Raw genomic sequence first — 17,120 nt, 5'->3', positions numbered from 1 at the left:
CGCGCACATGATCGCCCCCAGCGGATATCGCGTCGGTCTCGATATCGGCGGCACCTTCACGGATTTCGTCCTCCTGAACGACGCCACCGGGGAGATCCGTCTGCACAAAGTCCTCACGACGACGGCGGACCCGGCGGAGGGGGCGCTCGCGGGGCTCGCCGAATTGTGCCGGCGCGAGGCCATTGGGGTGGGGGACATCGGCACGCTGGTCCACGGCACGACCCTCGTCACCAATGCGATCATCGAGCGGGCTGGGGTGCCCACCGCGCTCCTCACCACCCGAGGGTTCCGGGATATCCTCGAGATGGGGAAGGAGCAGCGATACGATATCTACGACTTATTTCTGCAGTTTCCCCCGCCGCTCGTTCCGCGGCGCTGGCGGGTGGAGATCGACGAGCGGGTGAGCCGGGACGGGGACGTCTTGATCCCGCTCGATCCGGCCCAGGTCCGCACCGCGGTCCGCCGCCTCGAGGCGCAGGGGGTGCAGGCGCTCGCCGTTTCGCTGCTGCACGCCTACAAGAACCCCGCGCACGAGCAGGCCGTGCTGGCGTCGGTGCGCGAGGAGTGCCCGGGTCTGAGCGTCTCGCTCTCGAGCGACGTGGTGCCGGAGATTCGCGAGTGGGAGCGGACCTGCACGACCGTCTGCAACGCCTACGTCCAGCCGCTCGTCGACCGCTACCTCAGGCGGCTCGAGGCGGCGCTGGTCGCGCGCGGATTTGCGGGCCGGTTCTATCTGATGCAGTCCTCCGGCGGGACCGCCACCCCCGAGACCGCCCGGCGCTTCCCGATCCGCCTCCTCGAGTCGGGTCCGGCCGGCGGGGCGCTGGCGACCGCGTTCTTCGGGGAGCGGCTCGGCCGGCGAGATCTGGTCGCCTTTGACATGGGCGGGACGACGGCGAAGGTGTGCCTCGTCCGCGACGGCCGGCCGGAGATCGCCTCCACGATCGAAGCCGCACGCGTCCATCGATTCAAGCGCGGGTCGGGCCTGCCCGTCAAAGCCCCCGTGGTGGACATGATGGAAATCGGGGCCGGCGGCGGGTCCGTCGCCCGGATCGACCGTCTGGGTTTACTGAAGGTCGGCCCGCACAGCGCCGGCGCCTCCCCCGGACCGGCGTGCTACGGACTCGGCGGGACGGAGCCCACGGTCACCGACGCCTGTCTGGTGCTCGGCTACTTCGACCCCGCGTACTTCCTCGGCGGGACCATGCCCCTCCATCGCCGGGCCGCCGAGGTGGCGCTCGAGCGGGTCGGCGCACCCGTGGGGCTGGAGCGGGTGGGCGCCGCCTGGGGCGTCCACCAGATCGTCTGCGAGAACATGGCCGCCGCGGCGCGCGTGTACATGATCGAGCGCGGGCAGGACCCTCGCCGCTACGCGATGCTGGCGTTCGGGGGCGCGGGGCCGGCGCACGCCTCGCGCGTGGCACGCATTCTCCGGGTGGGTGAGATCATCGTCCCACCGGCGTCCGGGGCAACCTCCGCGCTGGGATTTCTCGTCACCCCGATCAGTTTCGACTTCGTCCACTCGCTGCCCGGGGAGCTCGAGGTGCTGGACTGGGGTGCGGTGGGGGCGCTGTACGCGGCGATGGAAGCGCGCGGTCGGGCGATGCTGAGCGAGGGCGGCGTGGATCCCGCCCAGATCGCGTCCGAGCGCCGGGCCGAGATGCGTTTGGCCGGTCAGTTTCACGACATCGAGCTGCCGGTGCCGGACGGCCGGCTCACCGCGCAGGTGGTCCCCGGCCTCGCCGCCCGGTTCGGGTCGGAGTACCGCCGTCTCTACGGCACGTTTCTGACCGGCCGTCCCATCCAGGTGCTGAACTGGCGCCTGCTCGTCACCGGGCCGCGCCCCCGCGTGCAGCTCGGCACCGCCCCGGTCGACCGCGCCGCCCGCGCGGTGCACGCGCTGCGGGGACGCCGTCCCGCCTACTTTCCCGAGACCGAGGGGTTCGTCGAGGTGCCGGTCTACGACCGATACCGGCTCCGGCCGGGGGCGAGTTTGGCCGGACCGGCGATCGTGGAGGAACGGGAATCCACGACCATCGTCGGCCCGGGGGACGCGCTGGAGGTCGATACGCACCACAACCTGATCATCACGGTGGCGTTGACATGAACGCGGGCCTCGACCCGGTCTCGCTTGAGATCATGTGGAGCCGCCTGATCAATATCGCGGAGGAGTGCTGGATCACGATCTGGCGGACGGCGTTCAGCCTGATCATCGGCGAGGCGCAGGACTTCGGCTGCGAGTTGTTCGACCCCGACGCTCAGTCCATCGCGCACTCCCCGCGATCGATGCCGGTGTTCAACTTGACCCTTCCCCTCGCGGTGCGCCGCCTCCTCACCGTGTTTCCGCGCGAGACGCTGGAGCCGGGCGACGTGCTCGTCACCAACGATCCCTGGATTTGCGCCGGGCACCTCTTCGATCTGGCGGCCGTCACCCCCGTCTTCCGCCGCGGCGAGCTGGTCGGGCTGGTCGGGTCGATCGGCCACTGCTCCGACATCGGCGGCACGCGCGACTCGATGAGCGCCCGCGAGATCTACGAGGAAGGGCTGCAGATCCCTCCGCTCAAACTCTACCGCCGCGGCATCCTCAACGCGGACCTGGTGGCGATGATCCAGACAAACGTCCGCCGCGGCGAGATGGTGATCGGCGACATTCAAGCCCAGGTCTCCAGCAACCAAGTGGGCGCCGACCGGCTGGTGGCCTTTATGGACGAATACCGGCTGAGCTCGATGACCCCGCTGGCCCACGTCGTCCAGGAGCGGGCGGAGCGCGCGATGCGGGAGGCGATCCGCGCACTGCCGGAGGGGACGTACCGCAGTGAGGTCGCCTTCGACGGGCTTGGCGAGCCGTTGGTCCTGCCGTGCGCGGTCACGGTCGCCGGTGACGAGATGACCGTCGACTGGACCGGGGCGCCCCCGCAGGTGTCCCGCGGGGGCATCAACTGCACCTACCACTACACCGCGGCGCACACGACCTATGTGCTGAAGTCGATCCTCACGCCGGAGATCCCGTCGAACGCCGGCTGCTTCCGGCCCTTGCACGTCACGGTGCCGGAGGGGACGATCCTCAACTGCCAGTACCCCGCCTCCGTCAACCAGCGGACCCAGACCGGGTGGTACTGCGGGCCGGCGGTCTTCAGGGCCCTGGCCGGAGTGCTTCCCGACCGGGTGCAGGCGTTCACGGGGCTGCCGATGGGGATGGGGGCCTACGGGCGGGACCCGGCCGGACGCGTGTACAACGATCACCTCTTCCAGGGGGGCGGCCAGGGCGCGAGCGCCCACGGCGATGGGGTGTCGGCGCTCCTCTATCCGACCTCCGCGGGCAACGTGTCGGTGGAGATGTTCGAGAGCCGGACGCCGCTGGTGGTGGAGGGCAAGGAGCTCCTTCCCGACTCGGGCGGCCCGGGACGGCACCGCGGCGGGTTGGGCCAGCGTGTGCGCGTTCGAAAACTCGCCGACGACGGCATCCCCGCACTCGTCGATCTCCATCCGCACGGGATGCTGACCGCACCTGCCGGCCTCGACGGCGGACTGTCAGGGGCCAGGGCGCGGGCATACGTCACGGACGGCCAAGAGGTCCTGGAAGGGGGGGCAACGGTCAGCCTCGCCGAATTGCGTCACCCCGCACAATCCGCGACGATCGAGATCGCGGGCGGCAGCGGGTATGGGGCTCCCACCGAACGGCCCCTGGAGCGCGTGCAGGCCGATCTCGACGAAGGTTATGTGACCTCCGCGGGGGCGGCGGCCTACGGTGTGGTGGTCGGCTCCGACGGCCGGGCGCGGAGGACGCGATGACCGATTTGGAGTCGATCAAGCGGCGGCAGCAGCAGGCGTGGGCGGCCGGCGATTTCTCGATCATCGCCACGCAGCAACTTATCGTCGGAGAGCTGCTCTGCGAAGCGGTGGATATCCATCCCGGCCAGCGCGTGCTCGACGTCGCCACCGGGAGCGGAAATACCGCCCTGGCCGCCGCGCGGCGCGGCGGAGAGGTGACCGGCATCGACTTCGTGCCCGCGTTGCTGGAGCGGGGGCGGGAGCGGGCCGTCGCGGAGCGCCTCACGATCACGTTCCAAGAGGGGACCGCAGAAGCATTGGTATTCCCCGACGCGGCGTTCGACACGGTGTTGTCGACCTTCGGGGCGATGTTTGCCCCCGAGCAGGAAAAGGTGGCGCGGGAACTCCTCCGGGTCTGCCGCCCCGGCGGCAAGATCGGTATGGCGAACTGGACGCCCGACGGGCTGATCGGACAAGTGTTCCAAACGCGCGCTCAGTTTGTTCCCGCGTCTCCCGGGATCCGGCCGCCCACCTTGTGGGGGACGATGGAGCGGCTGCGCGAACTCTTCGGCGGCGATGTGGTCTCGCTCCAGGTGACCGAGCGGAGCACCAGGATCCGGCACCGCTCGGTCGAGCGGTGGGCGGAATTCAACCGGAAATACCTCGGCCCGATGGCGACGGCGTTCGACGCCCTCGCGCCGTCGGGGCAAGAGGCGCTCGCGCGCGCATTAACCGATCTGATGCGGCGCGGGAATCGGTCCGGGGACGGGACCCTCGTCGCACCGAGCGCGTATCTCGAAGTCGTGGCCACCCGCAAGTAGGGCATCGGCAAGATCCAAAAACGGCGGCCAACGGCGTCCCGGCGCGGTCGGTGGCGTGTCCGGCTCCATCCATGAGTGCCCCCACCCCGAATCACGATCAGCGTTCGCGCTACCCCGAGGGGTCGGTGCCGTTAGGCGTCGAGCCGCGGATCCAGCACGTCGCGTAGCCCGTCGCCGAGCAGGTTGAACCCCAGCACCGCCAGCGAGATCGCCGCCCCCGGGAAGATCGCCACGTGAGGGGCCACGACCATGAACTGCCGGGCCTCGTTGAGCATGCTGCCCCAGCTCGGCGTCGGGGGCGGCGTGCCGGCTCCCAGGAACGAGAGGCCCGCCTCGATCACGACGGCGCTGGCGAAGCCGACCGTGCCCTGGATCAGAATCGGCGCGATCGAGTTCGGAAGCACGTGTCGGCGAAGGATTCCCCAGTCGGTCTCGCCGATGGCTCGGGCGGCATCCACGTATTCCTCCCCGCGCCGCGCCAGCACCGCCCCCCGCGTCACCCGGGCCAGGACGGGGATGTAGACGATGCCGATCGCGATGATCCCGCTGCCGGTGCCCGGGCCCAGCGCGGCGACCAGTCCGATCGCGAGCAAGATCGCCGGGAACGCGAGGATGGCATCCATGAGGCGCATCGTCACGGCGTCCGCGGCGCCGCCGAGGTACCCCGCCGCCGCCCCGAGCGGCATCCCCACCGCGGTGGCAAGGAGCATCGACACGCAGCCGACGGTGAACGACAGGCGGGCGCCGTAGACGACCCGCGCCCAGACGTCGCGACCGAACTGATCGGTGCCGAACCAGTGCTGAGCCGAGGGAGGTTCGAGCGTTTCCGTCATGCGCATCCCGAGGGGGTCTTCGCGCGCCAGCCACGGGGCGCCGAGCGCAACGAGGAGCAGCAGCACGGCGAGGAGGGCCCCCACGACCCCGAGCCGGTGCCGCAAAAAGAGCCGGGACCGGCGGGTCACGAGAAGCGGATCCGCGGGTCCATGAGCGCGTAGACCAGATCCACCGCCAGCTGCACGAGGGTGGCGAGGACCGCGACGACGAGGATGCTGCCCTGGCGCCAGCGTGATCAAGGTGCCCGTGCCGTCGCGCTCGCCGCCGAGGTTGATGCCGGTCGGTTTCGGTGGGATGAGGTGCCGGCCCCCCGCCGCGAGGGCGCGGGCGGGAGCGGGGTGATCCAGTATCTGTCCCCCTTGCCCTATACGTTTCTCGACCTGGCGACGCTGATGATCATCGTCAGCGACAACCGTGCGACCAACCTGATCATCGATTTCGTCGGCATGGAGCAGATCAACGCGCATCTTACGCGCGCCGGCTGGCCGGGCGCCGCACTCCGCCGGCGGATGATGGACGCGGACGCCCGCGGCCGGGGATTGGACAACACCTTGACCCCGGAGGAGACGGCGGATTTGTTCGTGCGCCTACTCCGGGGCGATCTGGCCACGCCGCGGACCACCGCCGTGCTTCTCGGGATCCTGAAGGCCCAACAGGAGCGGGAACGCCTGCCCGCCCGGCTGCCGGAGGGCGTCGAGATCGCGCATAAGACGGGGAGCCTTCCTGGGGTGATGAATGACGCGGGTATCATTTTTTTTGCCCGGCGGGCCCGTGATCGCCGCCGTCTTCACCAACGATCTCGCCGCCTCGGCCGACGGCCGGGGGGCGATCGAGGAAATCGGCCGGGCCATCGTCGAGTCGGGCGCGTAGGTCTCCGGGAGTTACCAGAACAGGCGGATCATCGCGGCGATGGCAGGGTCAAGGGTGCGGGTTCCCTTGATCACCTCATCCAGAGGGACCGTGACGATCGCGGGACCCCGGAGGGCCACCATCACCCCGGTCCGGCCCGCGGCGAGCGCCTCGACGGCCGCGATGCCGAACCGCGTGGCGAGTACGCGGTCGAACGCCGAGGGCGAGCCCCCGCGTTGGACGTGACCGAGCGCGGTTGACCGCGTCTCGATCTTCAGACGCCGCCCGATCTCGCCGGCGAGGGCGGCGCCGATCCCCCCGAGCTGCGGGTGGCCGAAGGCATCGACCTGTGTCCCCTGCACCGTCTGCTGGCTTCCGCCCCCTTTGGGGGTGGCGCCTTCGGCGGCGACGACGATGCTGAACCGCCTGCCCGTGCCGTGGCGGCGCCGGAGCGTTGCGCAGATCTCATCGATGTCAAACGGGGCCTCGGGGACAAGGATCACGTCCGCGCCGCCGGCCAATCCCCCCAGGGCCGCTACCCACCCGGCGTCCCGTCCCATCACCTCCACGACCATGATGCGGTGATGCGATTCGGTCGTCGAGTGCACCCGGTCGATCGCTTCCATGACCGTATTCACGGCGGTGTCGAACCCGATCGTCGCGTCGGTCCCCCACACATCGTTGTCCATCGTCTTCGGAATCCCGACGATCGCGATCGCCGCGCGCGTCAGATGCGCCGCCGCCCCCAGGGTATCGTCCCCCCCGATCGCCACGACCGCGTCGATCCCGTGTCGGGCGGTCGTCGCCTTGATCCGGGAGACACCATCGGCGACCTTGAGCGGGTTGGTCCGAGACGTTCCCAAGATCGTCCCACCCTTGGGCAGGATCCCGGAGACCGCATCGCGCGAGAGCGGGACCGTGTCGTCCGCGATCAGGCCCTGCCAGCCGTCGCGCACGCCCAGGACCTCAAGCCCCGCCTCTCCGGCCCGCCTGACGACGGCCCGGATGGCGGGGTTGAGACCGGGGACATCCCCGCCGCCGGTGAGTACAGCGATTCGTTTCACACCCGTCCTCCTCGGTTGGTCTCGGTTGGTTCCCAAGCGGCACCGGGGCCCGTTCACTCGGGTGGCGCCGCGACGATCGGGGTCTCGAGCGCGCCGAGTCCGGTGATCGCGACGCGGACCGTGTCGCCGGCGCGGAGCCAGCGCGGGGGCTTCCGGGCAAACCCGACCCCACCGGGGGTGCCCGTGGCGATCAGGTCGCCCGGCTCCAGGCTCAGCGCGCCGGAGACGTACGCGATCAGGTGGGCGACGGAGAAGATCATCATCCCGGTGTGCGCCTCCTGCATCCGTTCGCCGCTCACATCGACGGTGAGCGAGAGGGCCTGGGGATCCGGGATCTCGTCGCGGGTGACCAGCGCCGGGCCGAGCGGCCCGCTGCGATCGAAGTTCTTGCCGAGCATCCACTGTGAGGTCCGCCGCTGGAAATCCCTGATGGAGAGATCGTTGAAGATCGTGTAGCCGGCCACGTGGTCGAGCGCTCGCGCCTCGGGGATATCGCGACCGCCGGTGCCGATCACGGCAACGAGCTCACCCTCGAAATCGACCTGCGGGCTGACCCGCGGCAGGACATACGGTGCCCCCGGCGCGAGGAGGCTGTGGGGGAACCGGCCGAAGAAGATGGGGAACTCCGGCGGTTCGCTGCCGCCTTCGCGCGCATGCTCGGCGTAGTTGCGGCCGACGCAAAGGATCTTGGGAGGGGCGGGCACCGGGGGGCATCGCTGGATGTCCGCCAGGTTCCACACGATCCCCTCCTGCTGAAGCCGCGCGACCTCGCGTGGGGTCCCCAGCGCTTCGCGAATGTGCGCGACGACCTCCGAGGCGATCGCGATCGCCTCGTCCCCACCGCCGAGGAAGGGCGTCATCGACGGCGGGAGCAGGGCGCACCCCCCCGCGACCTCGCGCGAGTGGCCGCGGGCACGAACGTACGCCCGTCCGGCGCGGGCGAGGTCGATTGCCCACTCTCCCTCCTCTACCCCCAACGTCGTCTCGCCTCGCGCCGCAAATGTGATGAGCCGCATCCGTCACCCCCCAATGACCTATTGGCGGTTTTCGGAGCCCGCCCCTCTTGGGGCCCTGAGTTGGATCTTGATTGACACGGGTCGATTCGCCCCATAGACTGTTGTCCATAATGGTTATAAAGAAGGATTCGATTCAGACGAAATCGCCCGCCTGGACCGCTCTCCACGACCGGCTCGCCGGCCGGGGGGGGCGGCTGACGCCCCAGCGCATGGCGATTTACGAGGCGGTCGTGGGGCGAACCAGCCATCCGAGCGTGGCGGCGGTCCACCAGGAGGTTCGACGGCGGTTCCCCGGACTCAGCGCGGCCACGGTGTACAGCGCACTGGACCTATTCGCGCGCCTCGGGTTTATCCAGGAGGTGAGCGGCGCCGTCCGCCGCTATGATGGGCGGGCGGGCACGCACGTCAATTTGGTCTGCCAGCGGTGCGGCCGGATCACCGACGTACCCGATGTGGAGCTTGAAGCGGTGCAGCATCGAGCGGCGTCGCGGGCGAGATTCTTGGTGGCCGCGGTGCGGTTTGAGCTGCACGGTTTCTGCCCCGGCTGCCAGCGATCGACGCGGCGCGGAAGGGGGCGTGATGCCCGGTCCTGAGGGGTTCCACGCCCAGATGCGCGAGGCCGGCCGCCAGGTCTTCGGCGACATCGCCGGGGACCGCGAGGCGCAGGGGTCGGGATACCTGCTCAAAGTGGTGCAGCCCGCGCTCCTGGGGTTGATGGACGGGTCGATCTCGACGCTCGCACCGCTGTTCGCGACCGCGTTTGCGACGCAGAACCCCCACACCGCGTTTCTGGTCGGCGGCGCGGCGGCGATCGGCGCGGCCATCAGCATGGGGTTCGCCGAAGCGCTGTCCGACACCGGAAAGCTCACCGGCCGTGGGCACCCGTTGATCCGAGGCACGATTACGGGGATCGCGACGCTGATCGGCGGCCTGATGCACACGCTGCCATTCCTGATTGCCCACCTCGGGCTCGCGCTGGTCGTGGCCTACTTCGTGGTCGGGATCGAGCTGGTGTTGATCGCGATTATCCGCAACCGCTATTTCGGCATGAGCTTCTGGCTCTCGTTCCTCCAGGTTATCGTCGGGGGCGGGCTCGTGTTCGTCGCGGGCGTGCTGATCGGTAAGTCCTGAACCCACCTGTGACAAGGGAATTTCACCAACCCGGATGGAACTCTTCCGGGCGGTGCTCGACATATGGGAGCGTGCGATGACCACGAACTCATTCAAGGAGCGGGTCCATGGCGGGGAGACGGTGCTCGGCACCATTCTGCCCCTGCCGTCGCCGGAGGTCGCGGAAGTCGCCGGACTCGCCGGCTATGATTTTCTCCTGCTGGACATGGAGCACGGGCCGGTCACGGTCGATGTCCTGGGGGGATTGGTGCGCGCCTGCCGCGCGGTGAACGTCGTCCCGCTGGCTCGCGTCCCGGAGGGTCACCCGAAGACGATCCTGCGGGCCCTCGACGTCGGCTGCGTGGGGGTGATGGTTCCCCAGGTCGATACCCCCGAGCAGGCCGCGGCGGTCGTGACCGCGACCAAGTACGCTCCGGCTGGGACGCGGTCGTTGGCCGGTGCGACTGCGGCGGCGTTGTGGGGAAAGGTTTCGATGTCGGACCATATTGCCAACAGCAACGCGACCACGATCAGCGTGCTCCAGATCGAGACCCGGCGCGGCTTCGAGGCCGTGGAGGCGATCGCGCGGGTGCCGGGCGTCGACGTGCTGTTCATCGGCCCCTCGGATCTCTCGCAAAGCCTGGGGCATCCGGGGACCCCGACACACCCCGACATCCAGGCGGCGATCCGGCGCATCATCGGGGCCGGCCGCGCCGCGGGGGTCCCGGTCGGCATTCTAGCGCTGACCCCGGAGGATGTGCGGACCTACCGGACGTTGGGGGTGACCGTGTTCGTTGACAGCCTGCCGCGGGTGCTCCTGCGGGCTTGCCAGGGCCAAGTGCACGGCATGCGCGAAGCCGCGAGCGGAGCCGCGTCGCCCACTCCCGCTCACCCCAGGTAACCCATGTCCGGCAGGCTTGATTACCACGATCCGTTCCACGAGTTTGCCGGGCGTTTGACCGAGGCGTTGGAGGATCACCACCTGATCGTCTCCGGGTACGCCTTCCTGGTCGACGTGGACCACATGAGTCGTGAGTATCGCTACGTCGTGCATCTTGAGAGCGAGCCGTCGGTCGACACTCCCCGGACCTTCGCCTGGCCGTGGGCGGAGCTGCGGTTCCTCGTCGACGCGTTGTCGTTCGGCCGGCACATCGCCGAGTACGATGAGGGGGTAGAGTTCTCCAAGACGGTGCATGAAGAAGTTCAAGTCTTCGGCGAGCTGGTGATGGAAATCATGATGGACCGCCTCCTCGTCCCCCCCGACGTCGTGGCGCTGCGCCGCGCGATCGTGCCCGCGTCGGACGATCCCGGAGTGCCGAGCATCAGCCTTCAGCAGCACTTCTCGACCGAAGACGCCCCTCCGGTGTACAGCGCCCGGGTGCAGTCCAGCATCATGCTCAAAGAGGATGAGCTCGTCGACGGCGACCGTCCCCGCAAGATCGCCGGAACGGCGGCGGGGATCCTCAACGCGCTGCAGACCCTGCATCTCCCCGCCGAAGGCGCCCCCATGCCCCCAAGCGAGTGACTCCCTCGCCTCCAAGCTCCGCCGATCTGGCGTTCATGGGCGAGGCCCTCACCGAGGCCGAGGCCGCCGCGCGCCTCAGCGATGTTCCGATCGGAGCGGTCGTCGTGCGGGAAGGGCGGGTGATCGCCCGCGGCCGCAACCGCCGCGAGGTACTGCGGGATCCCACCGCACATGCCGAACTCAACGCCGTGCGCCAGGCCGCGAAGATCCTAGGCGGATGGCGATTGCTGGGGTGCACGCTGTACGTCACACTCGAGCCCTGCGTGATGTGCGCCGGGGCGCTCGTGCAGGCCCGACTGCCTCGCCTCGTCTACGGCGCCCCCGATCCGAAGGCCGGGGGAGCCGGCAGCGTCGTTGACCTCTTGCGCGATTCCCGGTTCAACCATGCCGTGGAAGTGTTCGGGGGCGTGCGTGAGGCGGAGTGCGGCGCGCTGCTCCGCGGGTTCTTCGCCGCGCTGCGGCGCTGACGGTCCCTCGTCCGCCGCCTGTCCTGAAGGAAAATCCCCCCCGCGGGCCAAAGTTACCGTCGCCAACGACCGCATCGCCCCGCCGGCCGGCTTGGTCCGCGCGGTGCGGGGGGAATCGAGGCACTCCGAGGGGGCGCAACGATGAACGCGCATGAACTGGTCCGGGATCCCGCGGTGGAGAGGCTCGTCGCCTCGGCGAAGCGCGGACGGCTCAGCCGCCGTGCCGCGATCGGTCGGTTGGCCCTGCTCGGCCTGAGCGTGCCGGCGGCGTCCGCGGCGGTCCGCGCCCTGAGCCCGACGCCCGCTGCGGCCGCGGCCCAGAGTTTCAAGGGACAAACGCTCGTCGTCACCAGCTACGGGGGGACGTGGCAGGATTTCATGTTGAACGAGCACATCCCGCAGTTCGAGGCGGAGACGGGGGCCAAGGTCGAACTGGCGATTGGGCTCGCCAAGGACTGGTTTGCGAAGATGCAGGCGGCCGGCAAGGACCGCCCCCCGTACGACGTGTTTGTCACGAACGAGACCTACCTGGCGCAGTTGCGGGCGGAAGGGTATTTCGCCCCGCTGCCGCCGGACCAGGTGCCCAACCTGAAGTTCGTCCCCAAAGCGCTGCGCCAACCGAACGACGTGGGAGTGTTGGGCCTGGTCGGGGCGCTGGGGATCACGTACCGGACCGACATGGTGCAGGATGCACCAACCTCGTGGTTCGACCTCGGCAAGTACGGAACCAAAACGACGATCTTCAACATCGGGAACTCCGGTGAGCCCCAGCACGTGATGAAGATGGCTCAGGTGTTGACCGGCAGCTACAAGAACTGGAAGCCGGCGATCGACTGGATCGCCAAGCACCTCTGCGCGGCCCGGCAGGTTGACTTCAGCGGCACAGAGCAGACGATGTTGACCCAGGGCGAAACGTCCGTCGGCCTGATCGATGCGCCCGATTGGTCCTTCTTAAAGGCGAAGGGGCTACCCGTGGCCTGGGTCCTGCCCAAGGAAGGCTACTGCGGGATGTTCGAGCAGGACATGAACGTCTGCGCGGGGAGCAAGGTGAAGGAGCTCGGCTACGCCTTCATCAACTACTGGCTCAGCGCGCCCGTGCAGAAGAAGTGGGCGGAGAAGTTCTACTGGACCCCGGCCAACACGCAGGTGAACATCAGCCCCGACGCGGCCAAGCTGATCCCGGTGACGCCGGCCCAGCTCGGCAAGATCCCGCGTTGGGACTACGTGTGGCTGAACAGTTCGGGGGCACGGGAGGGGATGGCGGACGCCTGGAACCACCAGGTCGGCGGGCACTGCTAGCGATCCGGCTCAGCCGGCATGGCGGAGATCAGTCTTCGAGGGCTCACCAAGCGCTTTGGCAATGTTGTGGCCGTCAATGAACTGACGCTGACGTTCGCCTCCGGCGAGCTGGTGGCCCTGCTCGGCCCGTCGGGTTGCGGGAAGACCACCACGCTTCGGATGATCGCCGGGTTTGAGACGCCCTCCCACGGGCGGGTCCTCCTGGGCGATCGGGACGTCACCGAAGCCCCTCCCGAGAAGCGCAGCTGCGGGATGGTGTTTCAGAACTACGCCCTCTTTCCACACCTGACGGTCCACCAGAACATCGCCTTCGGCCTGGAGATGCAGGGCGTCCGGCGTGCCGACATCGACCGCATGGTCGCGGAGATCCTCGACAAGGTCGGTCTGGGGGGCCTGGGGAAGCGCTACCCGCGTCAGCTGTCCGGGGGCCAGCAGCAGCGCACCGCCCTGGCCCGCGCCCTCGTGATCAACCCCAGCGTCCTGCTGCTGGACGAGCCCTTGGCCAATCTGGATGCCAAGCTGCGCGAGGAAATGCGTTTCTACATCAGATCTCTTCAGCGAGAATTTCACATCACCACCCTGTACGTGACGCACGATCAGTCGGAGGCGCTGGTGCTGGCGGACCGCGTCGCGGTGCTGATGGACGGGGTCCTCCAGCAGTTTGACGCGCCGGAGATCGTCTACCGACGTCCGCGCACGGCTCGGGTGGCGTCCTTCATCGGGCTGACCAACCTGATCCCGGGGCGGGTGGCGGCGCGCGCGGGCGACGACGTCGTGCTGGAGACGAGCATCGGCCGGCTGCGGGCGCGGGGGCCGGAGGACCTCGGCGGCGGCATGGAGGCGGTGCTGAGCATCCGGCCCGAGAACATCGAGCTCGGCCGGCGGGAGGCGGCGGTGGCGGGCGACGGCGTCAACCGCCTCCGGGGGATCATCCGCGAGCGCATCTTCCTGGGCAGCTTCTTCGACTACCGCGTGGACGTCGGCGCGGGGACCTTGCTCCGCGTGCAGGGTGGCGTCCATGCCGTGCACCAAATGGCCGATGAGGTCACCGTGGCCTTCGATGCGTCTTCCGGGTGGACCCTCCCCGGGGGGCGGGGGTAGGCGATGCCCGCTGCGGCGCCCGGTCCGGCAGGAGCGTCCCCGGGCGGCCGGATCTCGGGCCAGGCCCTGCTGATCCTCCCGGCGCTCGGGCTGATGCTGGTGTTCTTCGTCGCCCCCTACCTCAATCTGCTCCTGATCAGCGTGTTCACGCCGAGCCATCAGGCACCTTACCTGCGCGTGTTCACCCTCGCCAACTACGGCCACATCGTGCACGATCCGTTTACCTGGCAGGTCGTCTGGCGCAGCCTCTGGTTGGGGGTGGTGACCACGGGGCTGAGCGTAGTGCTGGCCTATCCGCTGGCCTACCATCTCGCCCGGACGCCGCGCCGGATGAAGGGGCTCTTCATGATTCTGGTGATTTCCCCGCTCCTCGTCGGGGTGCTGATCCGCACCTACGGCTGGATGATCTTGCTGCAGGACACCGGCCTGATCAACCAACTGCTCCACGCGGTGGGGATGCGGCGGGCCCCGCTGATGTACAATCAGACCGGCGTCCTGATCGGCTTGGTCCACGTGTTCATCCCGTTCATGGTGCTCTCGCTGGCGGGATCGATCCAGGGGATCGACCCCGAACTCGAGCTGGAGGCACGCTCGCTCGGCGCGGGTGCCTGGCGCACGTTTTGGCGGGTGACGTTCCCGCTCAGCCTGCCCGGGCTGGCGGCCGGGACGATCCTGGTCTTCGTGCTCGCGATTAGTTCCTATGTCATCCCGTCGCTGCTCGGCGGATTTACCGTGATCACGGTCCCCATCCTGGTCGTCCGCACCATCACCGAGCTCTTCAACTGGCCCGGCGGCAGCGCATTTGCGCTCCTCTTCTTCGTCATCACGATGCTGCTCGTCTGGTGCTACATCCGGCTGATCGGCCGGGTGACGCGGCCGGTGACATGACGGCCCCCAGCCCCCGGCGATGGTAATCCGGCGCGAGCGGCTGTATCTGCTCCTCGCCGTCGGGCTGATCTACGCGTTTCTGCTGGCGCCGATCGTGGTGGTCGTGCTCGCCGCGCTCAACTCCGGCGCGTACCTCCGCTTCCCGCCGGATGGGATCTCGCTGCGATGGTTCGCGGCTTTCGCCCACAGCCGGTCGTTTACCCGATCGCTCGCGTTCAGCGTGGAGCTGGCGGCGATCGTCACCGTCGTCGCCACCGTGCTGGGCACGATGGCCAGCCTGTGGCTGGCTCGGTCGGTGGGGCGCTTCCGGGACCTGATGCGCGTGCTGGTGATCTCCCCCCTGGCCGTTCCCGGGATCCTCACCGGGATCGCCCTGCTCATCTTCTTCTACGCGCTGGGGTGGAGCCGCACCGGGCTGCTGGGGTTGATCATCGGCCACACGCTGATCAGCCTCCCGTACGTCTTCCTGATCACGAGTGCGGTGCTCGTGCGGTTCGACCGCACGCTGGAGGAGGCGGCCCGGAACCTGGGGGCGGGCCTCGCCACCACCTTCTGGCGGGTGACGCTGCCGTTGATCAAGGGGGGGATCATCTCGGGGGCGATCTTTGCCTTCGTCACCAGCTACGACGAGTTCAACATCTCGCTGTTCCTCAGCGGCGTCGGGACGACGCCGCTGCCGATCGAGATCTTCGACTACCTGCGGTTTTCGTTCGATCCCACCGCAGCGGTGGCCGGGACGATCAGCATCGCGATGGCCCTGGTGGTGGTCCTGGTGACCCAGCGGCTGGTGGGGCTCGATTCGCTTTACTTGGGCGGCGGCTGATCACCCCGCGGGGCGCGGTCGGTCCCCTGGCGAACGCAATCCGGCACGGCGCGCGAGTGCGGCGAAACGCATCGCGTACTCGCGAAAGCATTCCGGGAAGCGCTCGAGACTGAACCGCTCCATGATCCCCGGGTCGACAAGGTTGGCCTGCCCGATGAACTTGGGGGAGGGTGCTCGTACCCTCTTCTTTCCAGTGGACGGCGATCTCCGCTTCACCGACCGCACGGGGTCCCTCCTGCGCGGCGGCGGCTAGACCGTGAAGAGGCGCTGCTCGGACTGGGTGAGCCGCTCGGCGCCGTCCGGGGTCACCGCGAATTGGTCCTCGATCCCGACGGCGCCCTCGCCCGGGAAGACGATCTTGGGCTCCACGCAGAACACGTGCCCGAGCTGGAGCGGCTGCGTCCATCCTTCGGCGAGCACCGGCCATTCGTCCAGCTCCAGGCCGACCCCATGGCCGATGTACCGCGCCCGCAGCGCGCCGTGGCCCATGAAGTGTTCCGCGTACCCAAGCGCGTCGGCCCGCGCCAGCGCGCGCCGGTAGAGGTCCTGCGGGGTTGCGCCCGGGTGGATCGCAGCCTGGATGTCCGCGAGGATCGCCAGGGCAGCGTCGTGGGCGCGGGCAAACTTTTCGGGCAGCGCCCCGAGTACCAGCGTGCGGGTCTGGTCGCAGATGTACCCGTCCAGCGCCGCCACGTAATCCACGATGATTGGGTCGCCCGCCACGATGCGGCGCCAGCCGGCGCCGAGCGGGCTCGCCGGTCCCGGCCCCTGACCGGCGAGCGGGACGTCGGGGAAACTCTGCATCGCGGCGGCTTCTCCGGAGGAGAGCGTGCCGAAAAATACTTCTTGGTTCCATCCCCGCATGCGCACAATGCCCTGGTGCCCCTTCATCCGGGCGGCGGCCTCGACCCGGGCCGCGAATTCGAGTTCGGTCATGCCCTCCCGCAGCGCGCCGACCGCGGCGTCGATCATCTGCGCGGAGAGTGTACCGGACGCCCGCAGCCGCTCCAGTTCGTACGGGGATTTCACCGCGCGGATCGTGCGGATGGCCGGGGAGACGTCGGCCCATGTCGTGTCTGGGAACCCTGCGACGATGCGGTCCCTGACCGCGACCGGGAGCACGTCGTGCTCGAGCCCCATCCGGCGGGGAGTGCGCCCCGCCGCCCCCCGGACGAGGTCGGGAAGCTGGCGGAAGCTCTCGAACCGGACGATCTCCTCGAGGCGGCTCTCCTGGATCGCCCGCTCGAAGACGCGGCGGACGGCGTACACGGCACGGCCCGCGGCGGGCACGATGAGCAGGCCGCCCTGCATGCTGCCGGTGAAGTAATAGAGGTCGATGTTCTGGCCGATCAGGGCCGCATCCAGGGATTGAGACTGCAGGTGGCGCTGCAGTTGGTCGATGCGGATCGTGAGCTCGTCGCGTGGCGTTAACGGCACTCGGGGCCTCCCGACGACCGGCGTAACGGTGCGGCGTGCGCGCCGTTGGTACAGTTGGGCGATCCCGGGATGGTTCCTTCAACCGGGAAGGGGGCGCCGCCGGTCGCCGGCGAAC

17 protein-coding genes are annotated in these 17,120 nt (G+C 69.0%); 13 read left to right on the top strand and 4 right to left on the bottom strand.

Translation table 11 applies throughout. The features are described from left to right. Positions 1 to 7: 7 nt before the first annotated feature. From VKV57_12555 to VKV57_12545, 3 genes are read left to right on the top strand one after another with little or no spacing between them, the layout of a single operon-like run. The gene (locus VKV57_12555; GenBank protein ID HLW60739.1) at positions 8 to 2,107 is read left to right on the top strand and encodes a hydantoinase/oxoprolinase family protein; all 2,100 of its coding nucleotides are present in this window, start codon (positions 8 to 10) and stop codon (positions 2,105 to 2,107) included. Further along, entirely contained in the window at positions 2,104 to 3,792 is a 1,689-nt protein-coding gene (locus VKV57_12550; protein HLW60738.1) for a hydantoinase B/oxoprolinase family protein, read from the top strand. Before VKV57_12555 ends, VKV57_12550 begins: the two co-directional genes overlap by 4 nt. Continuing rightward, positions 3,789 to 4,592, top strand: coding sequence for a class I SAM-dependent methyltransferase (locus tag VKV57_12545; GenBank protein ID HLW60737.1), 804 nt, complete (start codon positions 3,789 to 3,791; stop codon positions 4,590 to 4,592). Before VKV57_12550 ends, VKV57_12545 begins: the two co-directional genes overlap by 4 nt. A gap of 131 nt (positions 4,593 to 4,723) precedes the next feature. On the opposite strand, the gene VKV57_12540 is transcribed toward VKV57_12545, so the two are convergent. Continuing rightward, positions 4,724 to 5,554 (bottom strand): ABC transporter permease, encoded by an 831-nt coding sequence (locus VKV57_12540; protein ID HLW60736.1) that lies wholly within the window; start codon positions 5,552 to 5,554, stop codon positions 4,724 to 4,726. Between the two features lie 607 nt (positions 5,555 to 6,161). Between VKV57_12540 and VKV57_12535 the strand changes: the two genes are divergently transcribed. Then, positions 6,162 to 6,296 (top strand): hypothetical protein, encoded by a 135-nt coding sequence (locus tag VKV57_12535; GenBank protein ID HLW60735.1) that lies wholly within the window; start codon positions 6,162 to 6,164, stop codon positions 6,294 to 6,296. A gap of 11 nt (positions 6,297 to 6,307) precedes the next feature. Here the strand turns inward: VKV57_12535 and VKV57_12530 are convergent, their stop codons facing one another. Then, positions 6,308 to 7,339: an ATP-dependent 6-phosphofructokinase gene (locus tag VKV57_12530; GenBank protein ID HLW60734.1), complete on the bottom strand. Its 1,032-nt coding sequence runs from the start codon at positions 7,337 to 7,339 to the stop codon at positions 6,308 to 6,310. A gap of 53 nt (positions 7,340 to 7,392) precedes the next feature. Next, positions 7,393 to 8,355, bottom strand: coding sequence for a fumarylacetoacetate hydrolase family protein (locus tag VKV57_12525; GenBank protein ID HLW60733.1), 963 nt, complete (start codon positions 8,353 to 8,355; stop codon positions 7,393 to 7,395). 110 nt (positions 8,356 to 8,465) lie between these two features. Between VKV57_12525 and VKV57_12520 the strand changes: the two genes are divergently transcribed. From VKV57_12520 to VKV57_12480, 9 genes are all read left to right on the top strand, one after another. After that, positions 8,466 to 8,948 carry a Fur family transcriptional regulator gene (locus VKV57_12520; GenBank protein ID HLW60732.1) on the top strand — a complete coding sequence of 161 codons (483 nt, stop codon included), beginning with the start codon at positions 8,466 to 8,468 and terminating at the stop codon, positions 8,946 to 8,948. Further along, positions 8,935 to 9,486 carry a VIT family protein gene (locus VKV57_12515; protein ID HLW60731.1) on the top strand — a complete coding sequence of 184 codons (552 nt, stop codon included), beginning with the start codon at positions 8,935 to 8,937 and terminating at the stop codon, positions 9,484 to 9,486. The genes VKV57_12520 and VKV57_12515 overlap by 14 nt, the downstream gene beginning before the upstream one ends. A gap of 76 nt (positions 9,487 to 9,562) precedes the next feature. Then, positions 9,563 to 10,366, top strand: a complete 804-nt coding sequence (locus tag VKV57_12510) for an aldolase/citrate lyase family protein (protein HLW60730.1) — start codon at positions 9,563 to 9,565, stop codon at positions 10,364 to 10,366. 3 nt (positions 10,367 to 10,369) lie between these two features. Further along, on the top strand, positions 10,370 to 10,990 hold the full coding sequence (locus tag VKV57_12505) for a hypothetical protein (GenBank protein HLW60729.1): 621 nt from the start codon (positions 10,370 to 10,372) through the stop codon (positions 10,988 to 10,990). Positions 10,991 to 11,025: 35 nt separating this feature from the next. Next, the gene (tadA, locus tag VKV57_12500; protein ID HLW60728.1) at positions 11,026 to 11,457 is read left to right on the top strand and encodes a tRNA adenosine(34) deaminase TadA; all 432 of its coding nucleotides are present in this window, start codon (positions 11,026 to 11,028) and stop codon (positions 11,455 to 11,457) included. Positions 11,458 to 11,598: 141 nt separating this feature from the next. Continuing rightward, positions 11,599 to 12,756: an extracellular solute-binding protein gene (locus VKV57_12495; GenBank protein ID HLW60727.1), complete on the top strand. Its 1,158-nt coding sequence runs from the start codon at positions 11,599 to 11,601 to the stop codon at positions 12,754 to 12,756. 18 nt (positions 12,757 to 12,774) lie between these two features. Continuing rightward, positions 12,775 to 13,857 (top strand): ABC transporter ATP-binding protein, encoded by a 1,083-nt coding sequence (locus tag VKV57_12490; GenBank protein ID HLW60726.1) that lies wholly within the window; start codon positions 12,775 to 12,777, stop codon positions 13,855 to 13,857. Between the two features lie 3 nt (positions 13,858 to 13,860). Further along, the gene (locus VKV57_12485) at positions 13,861 to 14,745 is read left to right on the top strand and encodes an ABC transporter permease (GenBank protein ID HLW60725.1); all 885 of its coding nucleotides are present in this window, start codon (positions 13,861 to 13,863) and stop codon (positions 14,743 to 14,745) included. A gap of 19 nt (positions 14,746 to 14,764) precedes the next feature. Beyond that, a complete protein-coding gene (locus VKV57_12480; protein HLW60724.1) occupies positions 14,765 to 15,568 on the top strand; it encodes an ABC transporter permease in 804 nt (267 codons plus the stop codon). Between the two features lie 249 nt (positions 15,569 to 15,817). On the opposite strand, the gene VKV57_12475 is transcribed toward VKV57_12480, so the two are convergent. Beyond that, positions 15,818 to 17,005, bottom strand: coding sequence for a Xaa-Pro peptidase family protein (locus VKV57_12475; GenBank protein HLW60723.1), 1,188 nt, complete (start codon positions 17,003 to 17,005; stop codon positions 15,818 to 15,820). Between the last annotated feature and the right edge of the window lie 115 nt (positions 17,006 to 17,120).

The sequence above is a fragment of the bacterium genome, assembly GCA_035307765.1.
Classification (GTDB): Bacteria; Sysuimicrobiota; Sysuimicrobiia; order Sysuimicrobiales; family Segetimicrobiaceae; genus Segetimicrobium.
This window is presented reverse-complemented; position numbering and strand designations above follow the sequence as displayed.

Bases quoted from the DNA above. Each gene is read 5' to 3' on its own strand.
- VKV57_12550 (HLW60738.1), top strand. From the start codon at position 2,104: ATGAACGCGGGCCTCGACCCGGTCTCGCTTGAGATCATGTGGAGCCGC.
- VKV57_12480 (HLW60724.1), top strand. From the start codon at position 14,765: ATGGTAATCCGGCGCGAGCGGCTGTATCTGCTCCTCGCCGTCGGGCTG.
- VKV57_12495 (HLW60727.1), top strand. From the start codon at position 11,599: ATGAACGCGCATGAACTGGTCCGGGATCCCGCGGTGGAGAGGCTCGTC.
- VKV57_12555 (HLW60739.1), top strand. From the start codon at position 8: ATGATCGCCCCCAGCGGATATCGCGTCGGTCTCGATATCGGCGGCACC.
- VKV57_12490 (HLW60726.1), top strand. From the start codon at position 12,775: ATGGCGGAGATCAGTCTTCGAGGGCTCACCAAGCGCTTTGGCAATGTT.
- tadA (HLW60728.1), top strand. From the start codon at position 11,026: ATGGGCGAGGCCCTCACCGAGGCCGAGGCCGCCGCGCGCCTCAGCGAT.
- VKV57_12535 (HLW60735.1), top strand. From the start codon at position 6,162: ATGACGCGGGTATCATTTTTTTTGCCCGGCGGGCCCGTGATCGCCGCC.
- VKV57_12515 (HLW60731.1), top strand. From the start codon at position 8,935: ATGCCCGGTCCTGAGGGGTTCCACGCCCAGATGCGCGAGGCCGGCCGC.
- VKV57_12510 (HLW60730.1), top strand. From the start codon at position 9,563: ATGACCACGAACTCATTCAAGGAGCGGGTCCATGGCGGGGAGACGGTG.
- VKV57_12545 (HLW60737.1), top strand. From the start codon at position 3,789: ATGACCGATTTGGAGTCGATCAAGCGGCGGCAGCAGCAGGCGTGGGCG.
- VKV57_12525 (HLW60733.1), bottom strand. From the start codon at position 8,355: ATGCGGCTCATCACATTTGCGGCGCGAGGCGAGACGACGTTGGGGGTA.
- VKV57_12485 (HLW60725.1), top strand. From the start codon at position 13,861: ATGCCCGCTGCGGCGCCCGGTCCGGCAGGAGCGTCCCCGGGCGGCCGG.
- VKV57_12520 (HLW60732.1), top strand. From the start codon at position 8,466: ATGGTTATAAAGAAGGATTCGATTCAGACGAAATCGCCCGCCTGGACC.
- VKV57_12505 (HLW60729.1), top strand. From the start codon at position 10,370: ATGTCCGGCAGGCTTGATTACCACGATCCGTTCCACGAGTTTGCCGGG.